This window comes from Citrobacter sp. C6_1, from assembly GCF_014596835.2.
GTDB lineage: Bacteria > Pseudomonadota > Gammaproteobacteria > Enterobacterales > Enterobacteriaceae > Citrobacter > Citrobacter pasteurii.
Genome location: NZ_CP115031.1, coordinates 3,132,665 through 3,156,242 on the forward strand (window position 1 = coordinate 3,132,665; position 23,578 = coordinate 3,156,242).

Consider the following 23,578-nt stretch of genomic DNA (forward strand, 5'->3'; position numbering starts at 1 on the left):
CTCCTTTCCTGTTGCTCGCATCGTTAACGCCGACGGCGGCGCGTAGGTTTCGTTTTTTCTTTTGGTTTTACTATAACGTCTGGCACAGCAGGTTGCTCTATCGGAAAAATGGGTAACGCATTCAGTAAACGCTTGCCATAGTTTTTGGTCAACAACCGCTTATCGTAGATCACGACTTCACCCCAGCAGCCATGGCTACGAATGAGTCGCCCAACCTGCTGGATCAAATTGAACGATGCTGCCGGTAAGCTTTGCACCTCAAAAGGGTAGCGGTTCAGGCTTTTCAGCCACTCCCCCTCAGTGACCACTACCGGACTGTCGATAGGCGGAAACGCAATTTTGTGAATATGCACCTGGCTCAGCAGCTCGCCTTTCAAATCCAGACCTTCAGCAAAAGACTGCAGCCCAACCAGCACGCTGCGTTCGCCGTTTTCTACCCGTTTTCGGTGTAACTCCACCAGACGATAGCGCGGCTGGTCGCCCTGTACCAGCAACAGCAGGCGCAGATCGGTAACGTGCTCAAGAAAACGCTGCATCGCCCGACCGCTGGCAAACAGTACCAGCATGCCCTGATGCTTTTTACTTTCCAGTTGTTCGCGGAAATAGGCGGCCATTTCCGCGATATGCTGCTCTTCGTGCTCAATTAACGGTTCGTAGCGCATCTGCGGAATAACGATTTTGCCCTGCTCAACGTGGTTAAACGGTGAATCCAGCGCGACAAAGCGGTCTCCGGCCTTTTCTTTCAGCCCGCTCATTTCCTGAAGACGCGAGAAGCTATTGAGAGAACGCAGCGTGGCAGAAGTGACAATAATATGCGGCACGCTGCGCCACAGCAGGCGTTCGAGCTGATCGCTCACGCGGATCCCCACGCAGTGAAACCAGACGTGGATCTGTCCGTCACGCACCTCACGCGTCGCCCATTTACTCACCGGCGCGCCTGATGACTGCGCGAGCGATGCCAAACGCCACAATTTGCTTTGCGCCTCAAACATGCCCAGCGCCCGGTTCATCTGTAAAATAACCCGATGCAGACGCACAATATCGTGGGTGCCGGTTTTTTCGCTGAGATCGTTGAGAAACAATTCCGCCAGACCGCGCAGCATTTCCGTCAGTTTCGCCAGTCGCTGGCAGATCTCCATCACTTCACCAGGCAGTTCTCCCATTGCAAAGCGGTGTTCCGCTTCCTGGGTAGCGGGCATATAGAGATTGAGGATGTTATTAAGTGAGGCAATCAGCTCATATAGCTCTTCACAGTGACCGTTCAACCGCTCGGCGTTCGCCAGTGGCGGCGTGGTTTTCGGGCGGAACTGCTCCATGCAGGTCGCGACTAATTTGCAAAACAGATCCAGTTGGAGCCGATACCAGGGGGCGCTGATTTCTGCACTCATCTCCAGCGCATCGCGGGCAACATCCGGCAAATGATGGCCTTCATCAAGGACCAGCAGCAGGTTTTTCGGCTCTGGCAAAACAGCTTCGCTTTCCATAGCCGCCATCACCAACGCGTGATTGGCTACCACCACTTCGGCTTCCTGAATCTCGCGGCGGGCGACAAAAAAAGGACATTCACGATAGTAGTGGCAGTTGCGGTTCAGACAGCTCGCTTTATCGGTGCTCAGACGCTGCCAGAGTCCGTCATCAATGGCGATACCCGTGTGATCGCGCAGCCCGTCCCACTTGTAGCTATCGAGATCGCCTTTTAGCCTGGCGCAGCGCTTTTGTTCTTCCTGGTTGTTGGGCGTCAGGTCATCGTCGAGAAAGGCCAGCAGATCCTGCTGATTGGGTTCGGTACTGGCCAGCGCCGCTAAATTACGCGGGCAGACATAGCGACCACGACCAAACGCGGCGGTAAAACGCAGATCGGGGATAATTTTACGCAGCAACGGCAGGTCTTTGCTGTAGATCTGATCCTGCAAAGCAACGTTGGCGGTACTGACCACCAGCGTTTTTTGTTCTTCACGCGCAATGGCAATACCGGGGATCAGGTACGACAGGGTTTTCCCCACCCCGGTCGGCGCTTCAATCGCCAGATGCCGCCCTTCTTCACCTGCCAGCGTTTTCGCAACGTCAGCAATCATCTGCCGCTGCGGCGCACGGGGGATAAAGTCGGGGATCTGTTCCTGAAGCGCCTTATACCAGGCGGCGATTTGCGCTTTTAACGCGGCCGTTAGTGCCATGAGAAAACCTGAAATACTGTATAAACAGCCACTATTGTGGCACATTTCAGTCCCTGGATGTACCTTTTTCCCCCATTCTGGAAAGCGCTTCGCAATTCATTTTTCCTGGCCGGACGGCTGTTCGGGTCCTGTCCGGCCAATAATTCGCTAACGCTTAATAGTATCCCAACAGCTTCCACCACAGCATGCCCACGACAAAAATGATAATCACATTCGCCGTCACCACGCAGAGGTTGATTTTGTAAAAGCGCGGACGTTCAAAATAACCCTGGGCAAAATAAATGGGGCCAGGTCCACCACCGTACTCGGTATTCCCCCACATCAGGTTACTAAAGATACCGAAGCAAATAGCCACCATCATCGGCGGCGCGCCTGCTGCGATCGCCGTGGCCGCGAAAGGGGCATACAGTGCAGCGACATGCCCGGTCGCCGTAGCGAAGAGATAATGGACGTAAATGTAAAGGATCCCCAACACAATAAACGATTCGATCGCGCCAAAACCCTGAATACCGCTGCCTAATTTTATGGTCATCCATTTAATAAAGCCCAGATCGGCAAGCCCTGTCGCCAGACTAATAATGACGCTAAACCAGATCACCGTATCCCAGGCCGCATGGTCATTAAGCAAACTTTTCCAGCTAACAGCGCCCGAGGCAAACAGATACGCAGCTAATCCCAGCCCGACAGATGTGGCAGACAATCCCGTAATCAAGCTGGTACCCCAGCCAACCAGCGCCAGCACAAAACCAAACGCGACCTTTTTCTCGTTGCTGCTCATCGAACCGAGCTCACCGAGGGCCTGTTTGCCCATCGCTTTCGCCTCCGGCGTACGCTTAAGCTCGGGATCCAATAATTTATAGACCAGTAGCGGCATCAGGCAGAAACAGACCATCGCAGGGACCACTGCGGAAATAAACCATCCACCCCAGGTTATCTCTATTCCTAATGACGATTTCGCCAGACTCGCTACCAGCGGATTCGCCGCCATCCCGGTGAGAAATATTGCCCCGGTAATCGGCGTAAACTGGAAGCACACCATGGTTAAGAAATCGCCGATACGCTTGCCCGTTGCCCCTGGTGCGGAACCCAATACATCATTGATGGAACGAGTGATAGGGAAAATAATCCCCCCGGAACGCGCGGTTACGGATGGCATCGCCGGGGCCATAATCAGATCGGAAACCCCCAGTGAGTAAGCGATACCCAGGCTACTGCCACCAAAGAGCGATAACATTTTATACGCAATACGTTTCCCCAATCCCGAGGTTACAAAACCAAGAGACAAGACGTAGGCACAGAAAATGAGCCATACCGTACCGGATGCAAAACCTGACAATGCTTTTGCCTCTGGCAAGGTTTTGGTAAAAATGACCACGCAAAGTGCAATCAACATCACCGCCCCCGAAGGGAGCGGCTGGGTAAGGATCGCGGCAATGGTCGCGGCAAATATCGCGAACATATGCCAGGCCTGAGGCGTCAGACCATCAGGTACGGGATAAAACCAAACGATCGCGCCTATCGCCAGCGGTATCAGGAACGACAGAATGGATTTTCCCGCGACAGAATTTGTTGACATAAAAATATCCTTATTCCGTTAGCCCAAGAGCGTTCATTTCCGCGACATATATCTCGCTAATACCTGATCCACCATTGCTGGCGCCATTCCAAGGTAATTTGCCGGGTCGGTCAGTTCTTCAATCAACTGCGGGTCAAGTCGTTCCGAGACAGATGGCATCGCATTCAGCACATCCGCCAGTCGTCCCCCTTGTTCATTGACGATACGACAGGCGTCGTACACGACGTCATGCGCATCCTGACGACCGATATACGGCGCCAGTCCCATCATGACCGCTTCAGCCACAATCAGTCCGTTGGTCATGCCGAGGTTACGTTTCATCGCCGCTTCATCAACCACCAGCCCCGCCAGCATAAAGTTAGCCTGATGCAATGCCCCGGCGCTGAGGACGAAACTTTCCGGGATAGCAATCCATTCGGCATGCCACGGCCCGGTTGCACGCTCCAGATCCTGCACCATTGCATCAAGCATCAGCCCTGCCTGTTGGCGAACGCCTTTGGCACAGGCCAGCATTAACTCGCTGGAAATAGGGTTGCGTTTCTGCGGCATAGTACTGCTGGCGCCGCGCCCTTTAACAAACGGCTCATACAACTCACCAAACTCGTTTGCTGCCAGCAGCATTACGTCGTAGGCAATCTTGCCCAGCGACCCGGTAATCACCGCTAACAGATTCACCGCTTCGGCAAAACCATCACGCGCAACATGCCATGTGGACGTAGGGACATTCAGCCCAAGTTCTTCCATCATCGCTTTTTGTACCGCCAGCCCTTTATCCCCCAGCGATGCCAGCGTACCGGCTGCACCCGCAAATTCGCCGACCAATACACGAGGACGCGCCTGAGTCAGACGTTCCGCGTGACGTTCAAACATATCCAGCCAGATGGCTGTTTTATAACCAAAGGTTACGGGCAGAGCCTGCTGCAAATGGGTTCTCCCGGCCATCGGCGTATCACGGTAACGGCGTGAGAGATCGGCCAGCGTCGCACGAAGCTTGTCCATATCGGTTTCAATTAACGCGAATGCATCACGAATTTGCAGAACTACCGCGGTGTCCATGATGTCCTGCGTGGTTGCGCCCCAGTGCACATAGCCGCCGGACTCGCCAGCCTGTTTAGAAATCTGGTGCACCAGCGGTAGGATCGGATAACCCACGATTTCGGTTTCATGGCGTAATAAATCAAAATCGAGCGTATCGGCATTACATTTTTCAGCAATTTCCTGCGCCGCAGCCTCGGGTATCACACCGCAGCGTGCCTGGGCTTTGGCTAATGCCACTTCCACTTCCACGTATTTGCGTACCAGCTCGCGATCGTCAAACACCGCGCGCATCGCTGGTGTGCCGAAAGAATCCCTGAACAGAACAGAATCAAGTACATTCGAAGCCATAAATCCCCCTGGAAAATCTGATAGTGATAAGATGCGTGTTTACGGTGGTTTGTTAGATATTCAAACACCGCCACAATGTCCAGACATAATAAAATGTCCGTACATTTGAATGTACGGACATTTATAGTATTCATAAGAAATGTAGGGAATAGTCCGTACAAATTTTCGTGATAAAGATCACTAATATTTTGATGAAACCGCGATGAAAGAATCTCTGTACAAGCGAATAGCACGTGAACTGGCGCAGCAAATTTCGGTGGGGACCTTTGCCCCCGGGTCGCTGTTTCCAACGGAAATGGAACTGTGCGAAACATGGCAGGTCAGCCGCCACACCATGCGTGAGGCGTTAAGGGAATTAACAGAACAGGGGCTGATTTCACGGCGTAAAGGCGCGGGAACTCGCGTTTGCGAACCTAAGACTAACGGTGTCAATCACCCGCTATCGCATCTTGAGGATCTGTTGCTGCTGGCCAAAAACAATCTGCGCGTCATCAAGAAAATCGATGAGATTGTGGCAGACATCGAGTTGTCCCAGATGATTGGCTGCCCGCCAGGTTCCCGCTGGCTGCACATTGCCAGCACTCGCGAAGATGCGCAAAACCCCGACGCGCCAATCTGCTGGACGGACAGCTATGCCAGCACGGATTACGCCAAGCTGCGCACCTACATCCGTGACGATCCACACTCATTAATCAGCGATTTGATCGAAACGCATTACGGCATCAAAAGCCATGAGGTGCATCAGACTATTACGGCTGTCGGTGTGCCCAAAAAGGTGGCAAAGATCCTTAACGTAGCGCCTGATTCGCCAGCAATGAGAATTGTGCGTCGTTATCTGGACAGGGACGGGAAAGTATTTGAGACAACGATTTCGATTCACCCGGCAGGACGATATACCTGCTCGATCGTGCTGAAATCGCAAAGTTCGGGGGAGTGATTGAGCTGTCCGGCCTACACCCTGTGTAGACCGGATAGCGTGTTTATACTGCCAGACAGCAAGGTGAATTACTGGGCGGAAGACGGTTTGCGCGGACGGCGCGGTGGACGAGGCTTATCGCCTGCCGGTTTGCCTTCGCCGCTACGCGGTTTCGCTTTTGGCGCACCGCCATCCTGACGACGCGGCTGCTGACCACGCCCTGCGCCACCCTGACCGCGACCGCCACCGCCACCACCACGCTGCTGGCGACCGTTCTGGATCGGCTCGGCTTTGATGGAGGGGTCCGGCTCGTAGCCTGGCGTTGTAATACGCGGGATCTCTTTTTTCAGCAGCTTCTCGATGTCACGCAACAACTTGTGTTCATCGACGCACACCAGAGACAACGCTTCGCCGGTAGCGGCGGCACGCCCGGTACGACCAATACGGTGCACATAATCTTCCGGGACGTTTGGCAGCTCGTAGTTCACCACGTGCGGCAACTCTTCAATGTCCAGGCCACGCGCGGCAATATCCGTCGCCACCAGCACGCGAATATCACCGGATTTAAAATCGGCCAGCGCGCGGGTACGCGCTCCCTGAGATTTGTTACCGTGGATCGCCGCGCTGCGGATACCGTCTTTATTCAGCTGTTCAGCCAGATGATTCGCACCGTGTTTGGTACGGGTAAACACCAGCACCTGCTGCCAGTTGCCTTGACCTATCATCTGCGACAACAGCTCACGTTTACGTTTTTTATCCACGAAATGAACGTGCTGAGTCACCTGCTCTGACGCGGTATTACGACGCGCCACTTCAATTTCCAGCGGATTGTGCAGCAGCTTTTCGGCCAGCGACTTAATATCGTCAGAGAACGTTGCTGAGAACAACAGGTTCTGGCGTTTTGCCGGCAGCTTCGCCAGAACGCGACGAATGTCGTGAATAAAACCCATATCCAGCATGCGGTCAGCTTCATCCAGTACCAGGATCTCAACCTGATCCAGTTTCACCGCATTCTGGTGTTCCAGATCGAGCAAACGACCAGGCGTGGCAATCAGCACATCCACGCCGCCGCGCAGTTTCATCATCTGCGGGTTGATACTGACGCCGCCGAAGACCACCAGCGAGCGGATGTTCAGATACTTACTGTAATCACGTACGTTTTCGCCAATCTGAGCCGCCAGTTCGCGGGTTGGCGTGAGGATCAGCGCACGCACCGGGCGACGGCTTTTACCATGCGGCTGATGGGTAATCAGGTGCTGCAACAACGGCAGGGTAAAACCTGCCGTTTTCCCCGTACCGGTCTGGGCGCTGGCCATCAGATCGCGGCCTTCCAGCACGGCAGGGATCGCCTGCTGCTGAATAGGGGTAGGTTCACGGTAACCCTGTTCGGCAACGGCACGTAAAATTTCAGGGTTTAAACCAAGGGAATCAAAAGACATAACAACTCCGAATCGCCCTGACCGTTACCGGTGTCGTTTTCAGGGAGATACATACAATAGAGATGACAAAAACCACAATGTCATGAAGGGGCGGAGTGTAGCAGTTTTTGTGATGTGCCGCATAAATTATCCCTGCGAAGGAAAATAACGGTCCGGACTGGACAAGGTTGCACATCAGTCATAATCTTAATCAATCGATTGATTAAGATCAGAGTCGTGCCATGAATACACCCACCATGACAACCAAAGGTGAACAGGCGAAAAATCAGCTCATTGCCGCCGCGCTGGCGCAGTTTGGCGAGTATGGTCTGCACGCCACAACGCGCGATATCGCCGCACAGGCCGGGCAAAATATCGCGGCTATCACCTACTATTTTGGCTCAAAAGAGGATTTATATCTCGCCTGCGCCCAGTGGATTGCGGATTTTATCGGCTCAAAGTTTCGCCCACACGCTGAAGAAGCCGAGCGTCTGTTTGCCCAGCCAGAGCCGGATCGTGGCGCGATGCGCGAATTAATCCTGCGCGCCTGCAAAAATATGATCATGTTGCTCACCCAGGACGACACCGTAAACCTGAGCAAATTTATCTCGCGTGAACAGCTTTCACCCACCGCGGCTTATCAACTGGTGCACGACCAGGTTATCAATCCGCTGCATACACACTTAACGCGCCTGATTGCTGCTTATACCGGCGGCGATGCCAATGATACCCAAATGATTCTGCATACCCACGCCATACTCGGCGAGGTGCTGGCCTTTCGTCTGGGGAAAGAAACCATTCTGTTGCGTACGGGTTGGTCACAATTTGATGAAGATAAAACCGCGCTGATTGACCAAACGATCACCTGTCACATCGATCTTATCCTACAAGGCTTAACGCAAAGGAGTCTGGAGTCATGAAAAAACCTGTCGTGCTCGGGCTGGTTATCGCGGCCCTCGTTGCCGTGATTGCCGGTGGAACGTGGTGGTATCAAAGTCGACAAGATAACGGCCTGACGTTGTACGGCAATGTCGATATCCGTAGCGTCAACCTGAGTTTTCGCGTTGGCGGCAGGCTGGCCTCACTGGCGGTTGACGAAGGCGATGCTATTACAGCCGGTCAGGTGCTGGGTGAACTGGATCACGCCCCGTATGAAAACGCGTTAATGCAGGCGAAAGCCAATGTTGCCGCCGCGCAGGCGCAATACGATCTGATGCTGGCCGGGTATCGCGCTGAAGAGATCGCCCAAGCGGCAGCGGCCGTCAAACAGGCGCAGGCCGCCTATGATTACGCACAGAACTTTTATAATCGACAGGTAGGATTGTGGAAAAGCCGCACTATCTCCGCTAACGACCTGGAAAACGCCCGTTCATCACGCGATCAGGCGCAAGCCTCGTTGAAATCCGCACAGGACAAACTCACCCAATATCGCAGCGGTAATCGTGTGCAGGACATCGAACAGGCGAAAGCCACGCTCGAACAAGCTCAGGCCCAGCTTGCGCAGGCAGAACTCAATTTACATGACACCACGCTAATCTCCCCGTCTGACGGCACGCTACTCACCCGTGCGGTAGAGCCAGGCAGCATGCTGAACGAAGGCGGCACGGTGTTGACGCTGTCGCTTACGCGTCCGGTTTGGGTTCGCGCCTACGTAGATGAGCGGAATCTGAGCCAGGCGCAGCCGGGACGTGAAATCCTGCTCTACACCGATGGCCGTCCGGACAAACCGTATCACGGCAAAATCGGCTTCGTGTCGCCTACTGCCGAGTTTACGCCGAAAACGGTTGAGACTCCTGACCTGCGCACCGATCTGGTGTATCGCCTGCGTATTGTGGTGACCGACGCGGACGATGCGCTGCGCCAGGGAATGCCGGTAACGATCAAATTCAGTGACGAGGCACGGCATGAATGATGCCGTCATTACGCTCAAAGGGCTGACAAAAAACTTTGCCGGAATGGAAAAACCGGCCGTTGCCCCGCTCGACTGCACCGTACATGCAGGCTACGTGACCGGACTTGTCGGGCCGGACGGCGCGGGGAAAACCACGTTGATGCGCATGCTGGCGGGATTGTTAAAACCCGATGCCGGAAGTGCTGCAGTAATTGGCTTCGATCCCATCAAGGACGACAGCGCGCTGCATGCGGTGCTGGGCTATATGCCGCAGAAATTTGGTCTGTATGAAGATTTGACCGTCATGGAGAACCTCAATCTCTATGCTGATTTACGCAGCGTCACCGGTGAAGCGCGAGAAAAAACCTTTGCCCGGTTACTGGAGTTTACCTCGCTGGGGCCATTTACCGGACGACTGGCCGGCAAACTTTCCGGCGGCATGAAACAGAAGCTCGGGCTGGCCTGTACGCTGGTCGGCGAACCCAAAGTGTTGCTGCTGGATGAACCGGGTGTCGGTGTCGACCCCATCTCCCGTCGCGAACTGTGGCAAATGGTGCACGAACTGGCGGGGGATGGCATGTTGATCCTCTGGAGCACTTCGTATCTGGATGAGGCAGAGCAGTGCCGCGATGTGTTGCTGATGAACGAAGGTGAACTGTTGTACCAGGGCGATCCCACTCAACTGACGCAAACCATGGCGGGTCGCAGCTTCCTGATGAGCAGTCCGCAGGAAAATAACCGCCGGCTGCTGCAACGCGCCTTAAAACTGCCGCAGGTGAGCGATGGGATGATTCAGGGGAAATCCGTCCGTTTAATCCTGAAAAAAGCAGCCACTGCGGACGATATTCGTCGGGCAGACGGCATGCCAGAGATTAACATCAGCGAAACGACTCCCCGCTTCGAGGATGCCTTCATTGATTTACTGGGTGGTGCCGGAACATCGGAGTCCCCGCTGGGCGCGATCCTGCATACCGTGGAAGGAACGCCAGGTGAAACGGTGATCGAAGCCAAAGCACTAACCAAGAAATTTGGCGATTTTGCCGCGACTGACCACGTAGACTTTGCCGTTCAGCGCGGCGAGATTTTTGGCCTGCTAGGGCCTAACGGCGCGGGTAAATCTACGACCTTTAAAATGATGTGCGGCCTGCTGGTTCCCACCTCCGGCAAAGCGCTGGTGCTGGATATGGATCTGAAAGTCAGCTCCGGCAAAGCGCGCCAGCATCTGGGCTATATGGCGCAGAAATTCTCGCTGTACGGCAACCTGACCGTTGAACAGAATCTGCGCTTTTTCTCCGGCGTCTATGGCCTGCGCGGTCGGGCACAGAAGGAGAAAATCGATCGTATGAGCGAGGCATTCGGTCTGAAGAGCATCGCGTCTCACGCCACCGACGAACTGCCGCTGGGCTTTAAGCAGCGCCTGGCGCTGGCCTGCTCGCTGATGCATGAACCCGATATCCTGTTCCTCGATGAACCCACTTCCGGGGTCGATCCCCTCACCCGTCGGGAGTTCTGGCTGCATATCAACAGCATGGTGGAAAAAGGCGTCACGGTGATGGTGACCACCCACTTTATGGATGAGGCGGAGTACTGCGATCGCATCGGGCTGGTGTATCGCGGCAAACTAATTGCCAGCGGTACGCCGGACGACCTGAAAGCTCAGGCTGCCGACAACGACACGCCGGATCCGACGATGGAACAGGCGTTTATCACGCTAATCAATGACTGGGATAAGGTGCACGCACATGAGTAATTCCGCTCTCTCCTGGCGTCGCGTACGCGCGCTGTGCGTGAAAGAGACCCGCCAGATCGTCCGCGATCCCAGCAGTTGGCTGATTGCAGTGGTGATCCCGCTGCTGCTGCTGTTTATCTTCGGCTACGGGATCAACCTCGACTCCAGCAAGTTACGGGTAGGGATTTTGCTCGAACAGCAAAGCGAAGAGGCACTGGATTTTACCCATACAATGACCGGCTCGCCGTATATTGACGCCACCATCAGCGATAACCGTCAGGAATTGATTGAGAAAATGCAGGCCGGGCGCATTCGCGGGCTGGTGGTGATCCCGGTGGATTTTGCCCAGCAGATGGCGCGACCAAACGACGTGGCACCGATCCAGGTGATCACCGACGGTAGTGAACCCAATACCGCCAACTTTGTGCAGGGTTATGTCGAAGGCATCTGGCAGATTTGGCAGCAACAGCGGGCGGAAGATCGTGGGGAATCGTTCGAGCCCTTGATCGACGTACAGACCCGTTACTGGTTTAACCCGGCGGCCATCAGCCAGCATTTTATTATTCCCGGAGCGGTAACCATCATAATGACGGTCATTGGCGCGATCCTCACCTCATTAGTGGTGGCGCGTGAATGGGAACGCGGAACCATGGAAGCGCTGCTGTCTACGGAAGTCACCCGCGTCGAACTGCTGCTATGCAAACTGATCCCGTATTACTTTCTGGGCATGCTGGCGATGCTGCTGTGTATGCTGGTGTCGGTGTTTATTCTTGGCGTGCCCTATCGCGGTTCGTTGCTGATCCTGTTTTTCATTACCAGTCTGTTTCTGCTGAGTACGCTCGGCATGGGTCTGTTGATTTCGACTATCACCCGCAACCAGTTTAACGCCGCGCAGGTCGCGCTGAACGCCGCTTTCCTGCCCTCGATTATGCTGTCAGGTTTTATCTTCCAGATAGACAGCATGCCCGCGATTATCCGGGCGGTAACCTACATTATTCCGGCGCGTTATTTTGTCAGCACCCTGCAAAGCCTGTTTCTGGCGGGAAATATTCCTGTGGTGCTAATTGTCAACGTGCTGTTTTTAATCGCTTCGGCGGTAATGTTTATTGGCCTGACGTGGCTTAAAACCAAACGTCGGCTGGATTAAATATGTATATGGATAATTGTAGCCGTAGGCCGGATAAGGCGTTCGCGCCGCCATCCGGCATTATGCCTGATGCGCTTGGCTTATCAGGCCTACAAACTGGACTGAGAGGACGGGCATGTTTCATCGCTTATGGACGTTAATTCGCAAAGAGCTGCAATCGCTGTTACGCGAACCGCAGACGCGAGCCATTCTGATTTTACCGGTGCTGATTCAGGTGATCCTGTTCCCGTTCGCGGCGACGCTGGAAGTGACCAACGCCACGATCGCTATCTATAACGAAGACAACGGTAAACATTCGGTGGAGTTAACCCAACGCTTCGCCCGCGCCAGTGCCTTTACGCATGTTCTGCTGCTGAAAAGCCCAGAGGAGATTAAGCCGACTATCGACACACAAAAAGCCTTGCTGCTGGTGCGCTTCCCGGCCAATTTTTCGCGCAACCTGGACACCTTCCAGCAGGCTCCCATGCAGATTATCCTCGACGGGCGTAACTCCAACAGCGCGCAAATTGCCGCCAATTACCTGCAGCAGATCGTTAAGACGTATCAGTTGGAGCTGATGGACGGCAAGCCGAAACCGAACAACAGCGAGCTGGTCGTGCGTAACTGGTATAACCCGAATCTGGATTATAAATGGTTCGTGGTGCCGTCGCTGATCGCCATGATCACCACTATCGGCGTAATGATCGTCACCTCGCTGTCGGTTGCCCGTGAGCGCGAACAAGGCACGCTGGATCAGCTACTGGTCTCCCCGCTTACCACCTGGCAGATTTTCATCGGCAAAGCAGTTCCCGCGCTGATTGTAGCCACCTTTCAGGCCACCATTGTGCTGGCGATCGGCATCTGGGCTTATGACATTCCATTTGCCGGTTCACTGGGGCTGTTCTATTTCACGATGGTGATTTACGGACTGTCGTTGGTCGGGTTTGGTCTGCTGATTTCATCGCTGTGCGCCACTCAGCAGCAAGCGTTTATCGGCGTGTTTGTGTTTATGATGCCGGCGATTTTGCTCTCAGGCTACGTCTCGCCGGTCGAAAATATGCCGGTGTGGTTACAGAATCTGACGTGGATAAACCCAATCCGCCATTTTACGGACATTACGAAACAGATTTACCTGAAGGATGCGAGTCTGCAGATTGTCTGGGAAAGTTTGTGGCCGCTGTTGGTGATAGCGGCCACTACCGGCTCAGCGGCGTATGCGATGTTTAGACGTAAGGTGATGTAGCTTTTTGTCTTTCGCCAACAGCGAGACCACGGCGGGTCCGGCCAGGATCACCAGCCCCGCCAGTGCCAGCAAGACGTTGTTTTGCAGCACGCGCGACAGTAACCACAGCACGATCATCGCAGCACCGAAATACCACGTGGTGGTGAGTTCTTCCAGCACATCCGCTACGTCGCGCCAGCGTTGTTCATGGTGACGTTGCAAGGCCAGCATTAATAAAACCGTTACGCCGTAAACGACGCATAATCCCAGGCCGACGCGCACCAGCGTGCCGCTCATCCAGCCCATTACCAGCAACGCCACTACCAGTAAATGCAACACAATCTGCCAGCAACTTAGACCTGTTGCGACACGAACACGTTGTTGCCACCTCATGGCTTTTCTCCTGAAGGATTTTCAACTAATTGTTCAGAGTACCGGACTTTACGGAAAATTCCGCAACACTGCATCTTTTTGTGACGATGACTACACTATTTTATTTAGGAAGTGACGCCAATGGGAGGCTCATGAGCGGATCGGGAGTTCAATTTTCATTCAATGTGCTCACCATTAATACTCACAAAGGGTTCACCGCCTTTAACAGACGCTTTATTTTGCCCGAGCTGCGGGATGCCGTCAGGGCAGTTGGCGCAGATATTGTGTGCCTGCAAGAAGTGATGGGTGCGCACGAAGCTCACTCATTGCGCATTGAGAACTGGCCGGATACTCCCCATTACGAATTTCTGGCGGACACAATGTGGAGCGACTTCGCCTACGGGCGTAACGCTGTGTACCCGCAGGGGCATCACGGTAATGCGGTGCTGTCGCGGTATCCCATTGAGCATGATGAGAATCGCGATGTGTCGATCGACGCGAGTGAAAAGCGCGGGGTGCTTTACTGCCGTATCGCGCCGCCAATGCTCTCTCACCCCATTCATGTCATGTGCGTACATCTCGGTTTACGTGAAGCTCACCGCCAGGCCCAGCTCGCGATGCTGGCTGACTGGGTCAATGCCCTGCCCGGCGCGGAGCCGGTGGTGATCGCTGGAGATTTCAACGACTGGCGGCAAACGGCCAATCACCCGTTGAAAACCAGAGCCGGACTTGACGAGATTTTTACCCGCGCCCACGGTCGCCCGGCGCGCACGTTTCCGGTGCAGTTTCCCCTGCTGCGTCTGGACAGGATCTATGTGAAAAACGCGAATGCCAGTACCCCAACAACGCTGGCGCTGCATCACTGGCGACATTTGTCCGATCATGCTCCCCTGAGTGCGGAGATTCAGTTATGAAAAATGGCTGGCGTGAAGGCAATCAAATTCAACTGCTGGAAAACGGCGATCAATACTATCCCGCCGTTTTTGACGCCATTGAACAGGCACAACAAAAAATTATCCTCGAGACCTTTATCTGGTTTGAAGATGCGGTCGGAAAACAGCTGCATACCGCGTTGCTCGGTGCCGCCCGGCGGGGAATAAAAGCTGAGGTACTGCTGGATGGCTACGGTTCACCGGATCTTAGCGACCGTTTTGTTGAGGAGCTGACCGCAGCCGGCGTTGTCTTCCGCTACTACGATCCACGTCCGCGCCTGTTCGGGATGCGCACTAATCTCTTTCGCCGTATGCATCGCAAAATTGTGGTCATTGACGATCGCGTTGCTTTTGTCGGCGGCATCAATTATTCCGCTGAACATATGTCTGATTACGGCCCGGAGGCCAAGCAGGATTACGCCGTCCGCGTTGAAGGTCCAGTCGTTGCTGACATTCTGAAATTCGTGCTGGAAAACTTGCCCGGACAGAGTGTTGTACGACGCTGGTGGCGACGTCATCATCGGGCCATCGACAATCATCGCCCCGGCGAAGCACAGGCACTGTTTGTCTGGCGCGATAACGAAGAACATCGTAATGATATTGAACGCCACTATCTGAAAATGCTGACCCAGGCACGGCGGGAAGTGATCATCGCCAATGCCTATTTCTTTCCTGGCTATCGCCTGCTGCATGCCCTGCGTAAAGCGGCACGACGCGGCGTGCGGGTAAAACTCATCGTCCAGGGTGAACCGGATATGCCGATTGTAAAAGTGGGTGCCCGCCTGCTGTACAACTATCTGGTTAAAGGCGGCGTCCATGTTTATGAATACCGCCGTAGGCCTCTGCACGGCAAAGTGGCGCTGATGGATGACCACTGGGCAACGGTCGGTTCCAGCAATCTCGACCCACTGAGCCTGTCGCTGAATCTGGAAGCCAATCTCATTATTCATGACCGTGCTTTCAATCAGATCCTGCGCGACAACCTGAATCCAATTATTGCAGATGACTGCCAGCGGGTTGATGAATCAATGTTACCCAGACGCACCTGGTGGAACCTGACCAAAAGCGTGCTGGCCTTCCACTTTTTACGCCACTTCCCGGCGCTGGTCGGCTGGCTACCGGCACACACTCCGCGCCTGACTGAAGTGGAGCCGCCAGCACAACCTGCGATCGAAACACAAGATCGCATTCAAACCGAAGATGCAGGAGGAAAAACCTGATGGCGAAGTCGGACGAAAAAGCTGCGGGTAAAAACGAGAAGGCGATGGCGAAATGATGGTGTATATAGTGCCGGATGCGGCGTAACGCCTTATCCGGCCTACTTTCGATACCAAGCGGTAGGTCGGATAAGCGCAGCGCCATCCGGCAACAGACAATTAACGACGATTGCCGAAGATACGCAGTAGCATCAGGAACAGGTTGATGAAATCCAGATACAGCGTTAACGCCCCAAGAATGGCGTATTTCCTCAGGTTGGAACTGTCGCGCAGGTCAATTTGCTCACCGATATTTTTCAGCTTTTGCGTGTCATAGGCGGTCAGACCGACAAATACGATCACCCCAATGTAGGTCACCGCCCACATCAGCGCTTCGCTCTTCAGCCAGAAGTTAACCAACGAGGCCAGCACAATACCGATCAGCGCCATAAACAGCATGTTGCCAAAGCCGCTGAGATCGCGTTTAGTGGTGTATCCGTACAGGCTCATGATACCGAACATCCCGCCGGTAACCACGAAGGTGCTGGCGATAGACGAGTAGGTATAAACGATAAAAATACTCGATAGCGTCAACCCGGTTAACGCCGAATAGAGCATGAACAGCGTCGTTGCCATTCCAGCACTGAGCTTTTGCACCATTCCCGACAGGACAAATACCAGCGCCAGTTGCGCAATGATCAGCCCAAAGAAGGTGATCTTGCTGGAGAAAACAAACATCATCACCGCAGGCGTATTCGCCGCATACCAGGCGATAAACGCCGTCAGCAACAGCCCGCAGGTCATCCAGCCATAGACCTGCGCCATGTAGGTTTGCAGGCCGGAACGGGCCTGCACAATAGAATCGGATCGTGGGAATCGGTCCATGACAATCTCCTGAATCAGTTTGAGCCTAACACAAGTGTACTACTCTACCAGCGTTTTGCTGCTAGCTTATCACTGTCGCGGGCATCAACCCAGCGCTCACCTTCCGGCGTAGCCTCGCGCTTCCAGAATGGCGCGCGAGTTTTCAGGTAATCCATAATGAACTGCCCGGCATCAAACGCGCTGCTGCGATGCGCGCTGGTCACGCCAACAAAAACAATTTCGTCACCCGGCCACAGTTCGCCAATGCGATGAATCACCGTCACACGACCCAACGGCCAGCGCGAACGCGCTTCGTCGACAATCTCCGCCAGCGCTTTTTCGGTCATCCCTGGATAGTGTTCCAGCGTTAACGCCTGCACGCTGTCACCGAGATTGTGGTTGCGGACTTTACCGGTGAAAGTGACCACCGCGCCGTCTTCATCACGCTCGGCAAGCCAGGGATACTCATCCCCGACGCGAAACGGCGCAGGGCCAACAACAATTCGCGTTTCAGCCATCTTAGCCTCCGGTTACCGGTGGGAAGAAGGCCACTTCGTCCCCGGCGTTAAGGGGATGGTCAAAATCGACCAGCGTCTGGTTTACCGCCGCCAGCAGCTTGCCGTCTTCCAGCGCCAACGCCCAACGATCGCTTTTTGCCGCAAGATGCTGGCGCAGTGCTTCTACCGTTGGAAATTCAGCCGTCACCTCTAGCATATCGGTGTTGACCAGTTCTCGCACCTGAGCAAAGAAAAGAACCTTAATCATGCACATCCACCTTAAAATCTCCGGACTTGCCGCCGCTTTTTGCCAGCAGGCGCACCGGACCAATCACCATATCCTTTTGCACTGCTTTGCACATGTCGTAAATGGTCAACGCCGCAACGGAAGCCGCCGTTAACGCTTCCATTTCGACACCGGTTTTCCCGGTCAGGCGACACAGCGTTTCAATGCGTACGCGGCTATGTTCCGGCTCGGCGTGCAGATTGACTTCCACCTTGCTGAGCATCAGCGGATGACACAGCGGGATAAGATCCCAGGTACGTTTGGCGGCCTGAATACCCGCAATACGCGCCGTAGCGAAAACATCACCTTTATGATGACTACCATCGATAATCATCGCCAGCGTTTCGCTACGCATGGTCACGAATGCTTCAGCACGCGCCTCACGTACGGTTTCCGCTTTGGCGGAGACATCCACCATATGCGCTTCGCCAGCGGCGTTAATATGAGTCAGTTGCGACATACTTATTTCTTCAAATGTGGGTGGAAATTACACGGACGCGTACGGGCATCAAGCTGCGGCGCAATGATATTTTCCCAGGCGGTACGACACGCTTTGGTCGACCCCGGCATGGCGAAAATCAGCGTTTTATTGGCGACTCCGGCAATCGCCCGGGATTGCAGCGTCGCGGTACCAATCTCCTCAAAGGAGAGCATACGGAACACTTCGCCGAAACCTTCGACTTCTCTGTCAAACAGCGGCAGCAGCGCTTCCGGCGCCTGATCGCCTTCGGTTAACCCAGTGCCGCCGGTAATGAGCACCACCTGCACATCGTCACTGGCAATCCAGGCTGAAACCTGAGCGCGAATCGCATAGCGGTTCTCTTTGACAATCGCCTTATCAACAATCTGATGACCCGCCTCCAGCGCCGAGTCACGCAGATAATGGCCGGAGGTGTCATCTTCTTCGCCACGACGGTTGGAAACAGTAAGAATAGCAATGCGTGTCGGGATAAATTCAGCGCTTACCTGACTCATGAGAAACTCCTTTTAGCGGTCAGCCGCCAATGTAAGATAAGTTTTGCGTAATACCGGTATTGTTCTGATGTAAGAAATGGGTCTGCTTTTTCTCCAGCAACGCGGCAGAGATACGTTCTTCAAGCGCAGCCTGCTGGGCGTCGTCGGTCAGCAAATCACGCAAGTTCACCCCGCCTTCACCAAATAAACACAGATGAAGTTTGCCGACGGATGAAATACGCAGGCGATTGCAGGTGGCGCAGAAGTCTTTCTCATAAGGCATGATCAGACCAATTTCGCCGGCATAGTCAGGATGACAGAAAACCTGAGCCGGGCCGTCGCTGCGCTGGCGTAACTGGTGGATCCAGCCGCGTTTAAGCAGTTCATCGCGCAGTACCTGCCCGGAGATATGGTGTTTGCGGAAGAGCGAGCTGCCCTCACCCGTTTCCATCAGTTCAATAAAACGTAGCTGAATCGGCCGTGGTTGAACCCAGGCGAGGAAGGTGTCCAGTTGATGATGGTTTACGTCGCGCATCAGCACGGTGTTGACTTTCACTTTTTCAAAACCGGCATCGAAGGCGGCGTCAATGCCTGCCATCACCTGTTGAAACTTGTCCTGTCCGGTAATGGCGTGAAACTGACGAGCATCCAGGCTGTCGACGCTCACGTTGAGCGCGGTCAGCCCGGCATCGCGCCAGGCGGCGGCATCGCGCGCCAGACGATAACCATTGGTGGTCACCGCAATCTGACGGATGGCGTCGTTTTCACGCACGGCGGCGATAATGTCGGTAAAATCGCGACGCAGTGACGGTTCGCCCCCCGTCAGACGCACTTTCTCCGTTCCCAGACTGGCGAACGCGCGCGTGACGCGACGAATTTCATCAACGGTTAAAAAGCCGTTATTGGTGACCCCGCCGGGCTTATAGCCATCCGGCAGGCAGTAGGTGCAACGGAAGTTACACACATCGGTAATCGACAAACGTAAGTAGTAAAACTTACGCGCGAAAGCATCGGTAAGTTGAGAGCCCATGTACACCTTTCCAAATACGGGAGGCGAAGTCATTTCTTCCTGCGCCCTGGTGACAATCGTATTCACGTATCGTCACGGCCAAAGCACCGTATCATTTGACCCAGGTGCAGAGGCTAGAGTGTTTATACTCGTCATACTTCGAGTACATTGTGGTTATGCCGATACTAGCGTGTAAATGACGCTTTTGCCATGTACACTTTCGCTGTATAAATATGTATATAGCGGCATGATCGTGCATTTTCGCTACAGAATAAGCAAAAACCACAGTTTTGCATTGATATACATCATCTTGCTGTCAGGTCGATGTCGTCAGAAAGGGGTAGATCGCAGAAAATTATTTTCTGCAGATGACGACTGGATAATTGCTGAAAACACGCTATTTACGTTACTGTAACGCCGATCAATTGATATCAGGAATAACTATGCGCACTCGTACGCTGGCAGATCTGGATCGCGTTGTCGCTCTCGGCGGAGGGCATGGATTAGGACGCGTTCTGTCATCACTTTCCTCTTTAGGTTCACGCCTGACGGGCATCGTCACGACCACCGATAACGGCGGCTCCACGGGGCGAATTCGCCGTTCAGAAGGCGGCATTGCCTGGGGAGACATGCGAAACTGCCTCAACCAGTTAATTACCCAACCAAGCGTCGCATCGGCGATGTTTGAGTATCGTTTTGGCGGTAATGGCGAACTTTCCGGCCATAACCTCGGAAATCTGATGTTAAAGGCGCTCGATCACCTCAGCGTGCGGCCTTTAGAAGCCATCAATTTAATTCGTAGCCTGCTAAAAGTTGATGCACATTTAATTCCCATGTCAGAACTACCGGTGGACCTGATGGCGCTCGACGATCAGGGACATGAAGTGTATGGCGAAGTAAATATCGACCAGCTCACTACCCTGCCGCAAGAATTAATGCTCTCACCTAAAGTTCCCGCCACGCGAGAGGCGATTGAAACCATCGCCGAAGCGGATTTGATTCTGATAGGACCAGGCAGTTTTTACACCAGCCTGATGCCGATCCTGCTGCTAGACGAGCTGGCGCAGGCGTTACGTCGCACACCGGCTCCAATGGTTTATATCGGCAATCTGGGACGCGAACTCAGCCTGCCTGCCGCCAGCCTGACGCTTGCCGATAAGCTGGCCATCATTGAGCAATATGTTGGTAAGAAGGTGATTGATGCGGTGATTGTCGGACCAAAAGTCGATGTTTCCGCCGTGACCGACCGCATTGTGATTCAGGATGAACTGGAGGCCAGCGATATTCCCTACCGTCATGACCGTCAACTGCTGCATAGCGCGCTGGAGAAAGCGGTGCAGGCGTTAGGTTGAACGTATTTGCCTGATGCGCTGCGCTTATCAGGCCTACAAAAACGCGCTGCGCCGCCATCCGGCACCAAACACGGCCTGGTGCGCTGCGCTTATCAGGCCTACAGGTGCGCTTGTAGGCCGGATAAGGGGTTTACCCCGCATCCGGCACCCACCTACGATGCCGCGATAAACAATTCACGCAACTGATGCAACTGGTCACGGATCTGCGCGGCCTCTTCGAACTCAAGATTCTGCGCATGCTGCATCATCTGCCCTTCCAGCTCGTGAATCTTCTGCTGCAGCGCTTTTGGCGTCATATCCAGTTCGACAACGTCAGACTTCGCACCTGCACGTGACTTCCCTTTGCCTTTCGCCTTGGTCTTCGCAATATTCTGACCCAGCGCCAGAATATCGACCACTTTCTTATTCAGCCCTTGCGGCGTAATACCGTGCTCTTCGTTGTAGAGCTGCTGTTTCTCACGACGGCGTTCGGTTTCACCAATCGCTTTGGCCATTGAGGCGGTAATTTTATCGCCGTAGAGAATCGCTTTACCGTTGATGTTACGCGCCGCTCGACCGATGGTCTGGATAAGCGATCGTTCCGAACGCAGGAACCCTTCTTTGTCTGCATCCAGAATCGCCACCAGAGAGACCTCAGGCATGTCCAGGCCTTCTCGCAACAGGTTGATACCCACCAGCACGTCAAACTCGCCCAGGCGCAAATCACGAATGATTTCCATGCGTTCCACGGTATCAATGTCGGAGTGCAGATAGCGCACCCGCTCGCCGTGCTCTTCAAGGTATTCGGTGAGGTCTTCCGCCATGCGTTTGGTAAGTGTCGTCACCAGCACGCGTTCGTTAATCGCCGCACGGGTGCGGATCTCAGACAGCAGGTCATCAACCTGTGTCGCCACCGGACGAACTTCAATGACCGGGTCCAGCAGCCCGGTCGGCCGCACCACCTGATCGACCACATCCTCACCGGATTTCTCCAGCTCATAATTGCCCGGTGTCGCTGAGACATAAATGGTTTGCGGTGCCAGCGCCTCAAACTCTTCAAACTTCAGCGGACGGTTATCCAGCGCCGACGGCAGACGGAATCCATACTCAACCAGCGTCTCTTTTCGTGCCCGGTCGCCACGGTACATCCCACCAATTTGCGGAATCGTAACGTGGGATTCATCCACCACCAACAGGCCATCGGCGGGCAGGTAATCAAACAGCGTCGGCGGCGGCTCGCCCGGACCGCGTCCGGACAGATAGCGTGAATAGTTTTCAATCCCCGAGCAGTAACCCAGCTCGTTCATCATTTCCAGATCGAACTGCGTACGCTGGCTTAAACGCTGTTCTTCCACCAGCTTGTTGTTCGCCAGCAGGATTTTGCGGCGCTCCGCCAGCTCGACTTTAATTTCTTCCATTGCCTGCACAATACGTTCGCGCGGCGTCACGTAATGGGTTTTCGGGTAAATGGTGAAGCGCGAAATAGCGGATTCAACCTGCCCGGTTAGCGGGTCGAATAGCGACAAGCGCTCAACTTCTTCATCAAACAACTCGACGCGTAGCGCGATATCGTCAGATTCGGCCGGAAAGATATCGATCACCTCACCACGCACGCGGAACGTCCCGCGCTGGAATGCCTGATCGTTACGCGTGTATTGCAGTTCAGCAAGCCGGCGCAGGATCGCACGCTGATCGATAATCATCCCCACCGTCAGGTGCAACATCATCTTCAGATACAGATCCGGATCGCCCAGACCATAGATCGCGGAAACCGAGGCCACCACCACCACATCCCGCCGTTCAAGCAGGGCTTTGGTCGCCGACAGGCGCATCTGTTCAATGTGTTCGTTGACCGACGCATCTTTCTCGATAAAAGTATCCGAGCTCGGGACATAAGCTTCCGGCTGATAATAGTCGTAGTAGGAGACGAAATATTCCACTGCGTTATCCGGGAAGAACTCTTTCATCTCACCGTACAGCTGAGCAGCAAGGGTCTTATTGGGGGCCAGCACCATGGTAGGACGCTGCAAGTCCGCAATCACGTTGGCGATAGTGAATGTCTTCCCCGACCCCGTCACCCCGAGCAGCGTCTGATGCGCCAGACCATCCTCCAGCCCTTCTTCCAGGCGACGAATCGCCTCAGGCTGATCGCCAGAGGGTTTAAAAGCGGAATTCAGTTTGAACGGTTTACTCATGAGCAGCTACCTGAAGCAATGGGCGGGCAGGTGTGTAATTTTACCCGCAGCAGTATATTTTGCCAGTAAAATATACTGGATGAAAAAACAGTAACACACCAGAATATTTCTGTTACGCCATCAGAATGCCCGTCAGAGCAGGCTAAAATTTTGGCACTGGCGGGATAAAACACCAGTAAAAATGTGTTATCCCCAAACCAATGACTTTTTTAACATTTGTCAAGACGGCAGATGAAAGTTTTATGGCAACGCATGACACTTCCGCGACAGCCATTGCTTTTATCTAACATTCTGTATTTCAATAACTATTCTCTCGAGCCGTCTTTCGCATCAATTTAGTCGCAGGCCGCGTCTTCTCTCGCTTACATTGTGTTTTCTAACTCTAATACACAAGGTTATCCACAGGAATAGTGGATAACTGCCTCCAGCCCGTGCTGACTGCCGCCTGGCAAAAACACCGACTTGCTCTTTTCGAGTGGGATAAAAAAAAATTATCGCCATTTT

The 23,578-nt window shown here is 54.0% G+C and carries 21 protein-coding genes and 1 riboswitch; of the genes, 9 read left to right on the top strand and 12 right to left on the bottom strand.

Translation table 11 applies throughout. The features are described 5' to 3' along the window. Positions 1–23 precede the first annotated feature (23 nt). The 3 genes from dinG to IB196_RS15205 all read right to left on the bottom strand — a co-directional run bounded on the left by dinG (position 24) and on the right by IB196_RS15205 (position 5,136). Entirely contained in the window at positions 24–2,174 is a 2,151-nt protein-coding gene (gene dinG, locus IB196_RS15195) for an ATP-dependent DNA helicase DinG (RefSeq protein WP_005123708.1), read from the bottom strand. 154 nt (positions 2,175–2,328) lie between these two features. Next, the gene (locus IB196_RS15200) at positions 2,329–3,750 is read right to left on the bottom strand and encodes a DASS family sodium-coupled anion symporter (protein ID WP_005123709.1); all 1,422 of its coding nucleotides are present in this window, start codon (positions 3,748–3,750) and stop codon (positions 2,329–2,331) included. Between the two features lie 33 nt (positions 3,751–3,783). Beyond that, positions 3,784–5,136, bottom strand: a complete 1,353-nt coding sequence (locus IB196_RS15205) for an adenylosuccinate lyase family protein (protein ID WP_005123710.1) — start codon at positions 5,134–5,136, stop codon at positions 3,784–3,786. Positions 5,137–5,338: 202 nt separating this feature from the next. Here IB196_RS15205 and IB196_RS15210 point away from each other — a divergent pair, with 202 nt between their 5' ends. Then, positions 5,339–6,073: a GntR family transcriptional regulator gene (locus IB196_RS15210; protein ID WP_005123711.1), complete on the top strand. Its 735-nt coding sequence runs from the start codon at positions 5,339–5,341 to the stop codon at positions 6,071–6,073. Between the two features lie 68 nt (positions 6,074–6,141). Here IB196_RS15210 and rhlE read toward each other — a convergent pair whose 3' ends face one another. Beyond that, positions 6,142–7,491: an ATP-dependent RNA helicase RhlE gene (gene rhlE / locus IB196_RS15215; RefSeq protein ID WP_188231816.1), complete on the bottom strand. Its 1,350-nt coding sequence runs from the start codon at positions 7,489–7,491 to the stop codon at positions 6,142–6,144. Between the two features lie 221 nt (positions 7,492–7,712). Here rhlE and cecR point away from each other — a divergent pair, with 221 nt between their 5' ends. The 5 genes from cecR (at position 7,713) to IB196_RS15240 (ending at position 13,459) form a co-directional block, all read left to right on the top strand. Beyond that, the gene (gene cecR / locus IB196_RS15220) at positions 7,713–8,390 is read left to right on the top strand and encodes a transcriptional regulator CecR (protein ID WP_040230429.1); all 678 of its coding nucleotides are present in this window, start codon (positions 7,713–7,715) and stop codon (positions 8,388–8,390) included. Further along, entirely contained in the window at positions 8,387–9,382 is a 996-nt protein-coding gene (gene hlyD / locus IB196_RS15225) for a secretion protein HlyD (RefSeq protein ID WP_005123716.1), read from the top strand. The genes cecR and hlyD overlap by 4 nt, the downstream gene beginning before the upstream one ends. Further along, a complete protein-coding gene (locus IB196_RS15230) occupies positions 9,375–11,111 on the top strand; it encodes an ATP-binding cassette domain-containing protein (protein ID WP_188231815.1) in 1,737 nt (578 codons plus the stop codon). The genes hlyD and IB196_RS15230 overlap by 8 nt, the downstream gene beginning before the upstream one ends. Continuing rightward, positions 11,104–12,237: an ABC transporter permease gene (locus IB196_RS15235; protein WP_182290743.1), complete on the top strand. Its 1,134-nt coding sequence runs from the start codon at positions 11,104–11,106 to the stop codon at positions 12,235–12,237. The genes IB196_RS15230 and IB196_RS15235 overlap by 8 nt, the downstream gene beginning before the upstream one ends. Before the next feature lie 115 nt (positions 12,238–12,352). Then, the gene (locus IB196_RS15240; protein WP_005123723.1) at positions 12,353–13,459 is read left to right on the top strand and encodes an ABC transporter permease; all 1,107 of its coding nucleotides are present in this window, start codon (positions 12,353–12,355) and stop codon (positions 13,457–13,459) included. Here the strand turns inward: IB196_RS15240 and IB196_RS15245 are convergent. After that, positions 13,421–13,831 carry a YbhQ family protein gene (locus IB196_RS15245; protein ID WP_003035203.1) on the bottom strand — a complete coding sequence of 137 codons (411 nt, stop codon included), beginning with the start codon at positions 13,829–13,831 and terminating at the stop codon, positions 13,421–13,423. The genes IB196_RS15240 and IB196_RS15245 overlap by 39 nt on opposite strands. Before the next feature lie 131 nt (positions 13,832–13,962). Between IB196_RS15245 and IB196_RS15250 the strand changes: the two genes are divergently transcribed. Both IB196_RS15250 and clsB read left to right on the top strand, forming a co-directional pair. Beyond that, the gene (locus IB196_RS15250; protein WP_188231814.1) at positions 13,963–14,724 is read left to right on the top strand and encodes an endonuclease/exonuclease/phosphatase family protein; all 762 of its coding nucleotides are present in this window, start codon (positions 13,963–13,965) and stop codon (positions 14,722–14,724) included. Next, positions 14,721–15,962, top strand: a complete 1,242-nt coding sequence (clsB, locus tag IB196_RS15255) for a cardiolipin synthase ClsB (protein ID WP_005123729.1) — start codon at positions 14,721–14,723, stop codon at positions 15,960–15,962. The genes IB196_RS15250 and clsB overlap by 4 nt, the downstream gene beginning before the upstream one ends. A 156-nt stretch (positions 15,963–16,118) precedes the next feature. On the opposite strand, the gene IB196_RS15260 is transcribed toward clsB, so the two are convergent. From IB196_RS15260 to moaA, 6 genes are all read right to left on the bottom strand, one after another. Next, entirely contained in the window at positions 16,119–16,823 is a 705-nt protein-coding gene (locus IB196_RS15260; RefSeq protein WP_040230421.1) for a Bax inhibitor-1/YccA family protein, read from the bottom strand. 44 nt (positions 16,824–16,867) lie between these two features. After that, positions 16,868–17,320 carry a molybdopterin synthase catalytic subunit MoaE gene (moaE, locus tag IB196_RS15265; RefSeq protein ID WP_005123732.1) on the bottom strand — a complete coding sequence of 151 codons (453 nt, stop codon included), beginning with the start codon at positions 17,318–17,320 and terminating at the stop codon, positions 16,868–16,870. A gap of 1 nt (position 17,321) precedes the next feature. Then, entirely contained in the window at positions 17,322–17,567 is a 246-nt protein-coding gene (moaD, locus tag IB196_RS15270) for a molybdopterin synthase sulfur carrier subunit (RefSeq protein WP_005123735.1), read from the bottom strand. Continuing rightward, positions 17,560–18,045 carry a cyclic pyranopterin monophosphate synthase MoaC gene (gene moaC, locus IB196_RS15275; RefSeq protein WP_005123737.1) on the bottom strand — a complete coding sequence of 162 codons (486 nt, stop codon included), beginning with the start codon at positions 18,043–18,045 and terminating at the stop codon, positions 17,560–17,562. The genes moaD and moaC overlap by 8 nt, the downstream gene beginning before the upstream one ends. 2 nt (positions 18,046–18,047) lie before the next feature. After that, positions 18,048–18,560, bottom strand: a complete 513-nt coding sequence (moaB, locus tag IB196_RS15280) for a molybdenum cofactor biosynthesis protein B (RefSeq protein WP_005123739.1) — start codon at positions 18,558–18,560, stop codon at positions 18,048–18,050. A 19-nt stretch (positions 18,561–18,579) separates the two neighbouring features. Then, positions 18,580–19,569: a GTP 3',8-cyclase MoaA gene (gene moaA, locus IB196_RS15285; RefSeq protein ID WP_149692113.1), complete on the bottom strand. Its 990-nt coding sequence runs from the start codon at positions 19,567–19,569 to the stop codon at positions 18,580–18,582. After that, positions 19,557–19,702: riboswitch (molybdenum cofactor riboswitch) on the bottom strand. (Overlaps the previous gene by 13 nt.) Positions 19,703–19,991: 289 nt before the next feature. Here moaA and yvcK point away from each other — a divergent pair. Beyond that, entirely contained in the window at positions 19,992–20,900 is a 909-nt protein-coding gene (gene yvcK, locus IB196_RS15290; RefSeq protein WP_005123744.1) for a uridine diphosphate-N-acetylglucosamine-binding protein YvcK, read from the top strand. Between the two features lie 152 nt (positions 20,901–21,052). Here the strand turns inward: yvcK and uvrB are convergent, their stop codons facing one another. Further along, positions 21,053–23,074 carry an excinuclease ABC subunit UvrB gene (gene uvrB / locus IB196_RS15295; protein WP_149692112.1) on the bottom strand — a complete coding sequence of 674 codons (2,022 nt, stop codon included), beginning with the start codon at positions 23,072–23,074 and terminating at the stop codon, positions 21,053–21,055. Positions 23,075–23,578: the final 504 nt, after the last annotated feature.

Coding starts and splice junctions, on each gene's coding strand:
- IB196_RS15205 (WP_005123710.1), bottom strand. CDS start 5,136: ATGGCTTCGAATGTACTTGATTCTGTTCTGTTCAGGGATTCTTTCGGC.
- dinG (WP_005123708.1), bottom strand. CDS start 2,174: ATGGCACTAACGGCCGCGTTAAAAGCGCAAATCGCCGCCTGGTATAAG.
- cecR (WP_040230429.1), top strand. CDS start 7,713: ATGAATACACCCACCATGACAACCAAAGGTGAACAGGCGAAAAATCAG.
- IB196_RS15230 (WP_188231815.1), top strand. CDS start 9,375: ATGAATGATGCCGTCATTACGCTCAAAGGGCTGACAAAAAACTTTGCC.
- IB196_RS15240 (WP_005123723.1), top strand. CDS start 12,353: ATGTTTCATCGCTTATGGACGTTAATTCGCAAAGAGCTGCAATCGCTG.
- IB196_RS15245 (WP_003035203.1), bottom strand. CDS start 13,831: ATGAGGTGGCAACAACGTGTTCGTGTCGCAACAGGTCTAAGTTGCTGG.
- IB196_RS15210 (WP_005123711.1), top strand. CDS start 5,339: ATGAAAGAATCTCTGTACAAGCGAATAGCACGTGAACTGGCGCAGCAA.
- hlyD (WP_005123716.1), top strand. CDS start 8,387: ATGAAAAAACCTGTCGTGCTCGGGCTGGTTATCGCGGCCCTCGTTGCC.
- rhlE (WP_188231816.1), bottom strand. CDS start 7,491: ATGTCTTTTGATTCCCTTGGTTTAAACCCTGAAATTTTACGTGCCGTT.
- moaA (WP_149692113.1), bottom strand. CDS start 19,569: ATGGGCTCTCAACTTACCGATGCTTTCGCGCGTAAGTTTTACTACTTA.
- uvrB (WP_149692112.1), bottom strand. CDS start 23,074: ATGAGTAAACCGTTCAAACTGAATTCCGCTTTTAAACCCTCTGGCGAT.
- moaD (WP_005123735.1), bottom strand. CDS start 17,567: ATGATTAAGGTTCTTTTCTTTGCTCAGGTGCGAGAACTGGTCAACACC.
- moaE (WP_005123732.1), bottom strand. CDS start 17,320: ATGGCTGAAACGCGAATTGTTGTTGGCCCTGCGCCGTTTCGCGTCGGG.
- moaC (WP_005123737.1), bottom strand. CDS start 18,045: ATGTCGCAACTGACTCATATTAACGCCGCTGGCGAAGCGCATATGGTG.
- IB196_RS15235 (WP_182290743.1), top strand. CDS start 11,104: ATGAGTAATTCCGCTCTCTCCTGGCGTCGCGTACGCGCGCTGTGCGTG.
- moaB (WP_005123739.1), bottom strand. CDS start 18,560: ATGAGTCAGGTAAGCGCTGAATTTATCCCGACACGCATTGCTATTCTT.
- IB196_RS15250 (WP_188231814.1), top strand. CDS start 13,963: ATGAGCGGATCGGGAGTTCAATTTTCATTCAATGTGCTCACCATTAAT.
- IB196_RS15260 (WP_040230421.1), bottom strand. CDS start 16,823: ATGGACCGATTCCCACGATCCGATTCTATTGTGCAGGCCCGTTCCGGC.
- IB196_RS15200 (WP_005123709.1), bottom strand. CDS start 3,750: ATGTCAACAAATTCTGTCGCGGGAAAATCCATTCTGTCGTTCCTGATA.
- yvcK (WP_005123744.1), top strand. CDS start 19,992: ATGCGCACTCGTACGCTGGCAGATCTGGATCGCGTTGTCGCTCTCGGC.
- clsB (WP_005123729.1), top strand. CDS start 14,721: ATGAAAAATGGCTGGCGTGAAGGCAATCAAATTCAACTGCTGGAAAAC.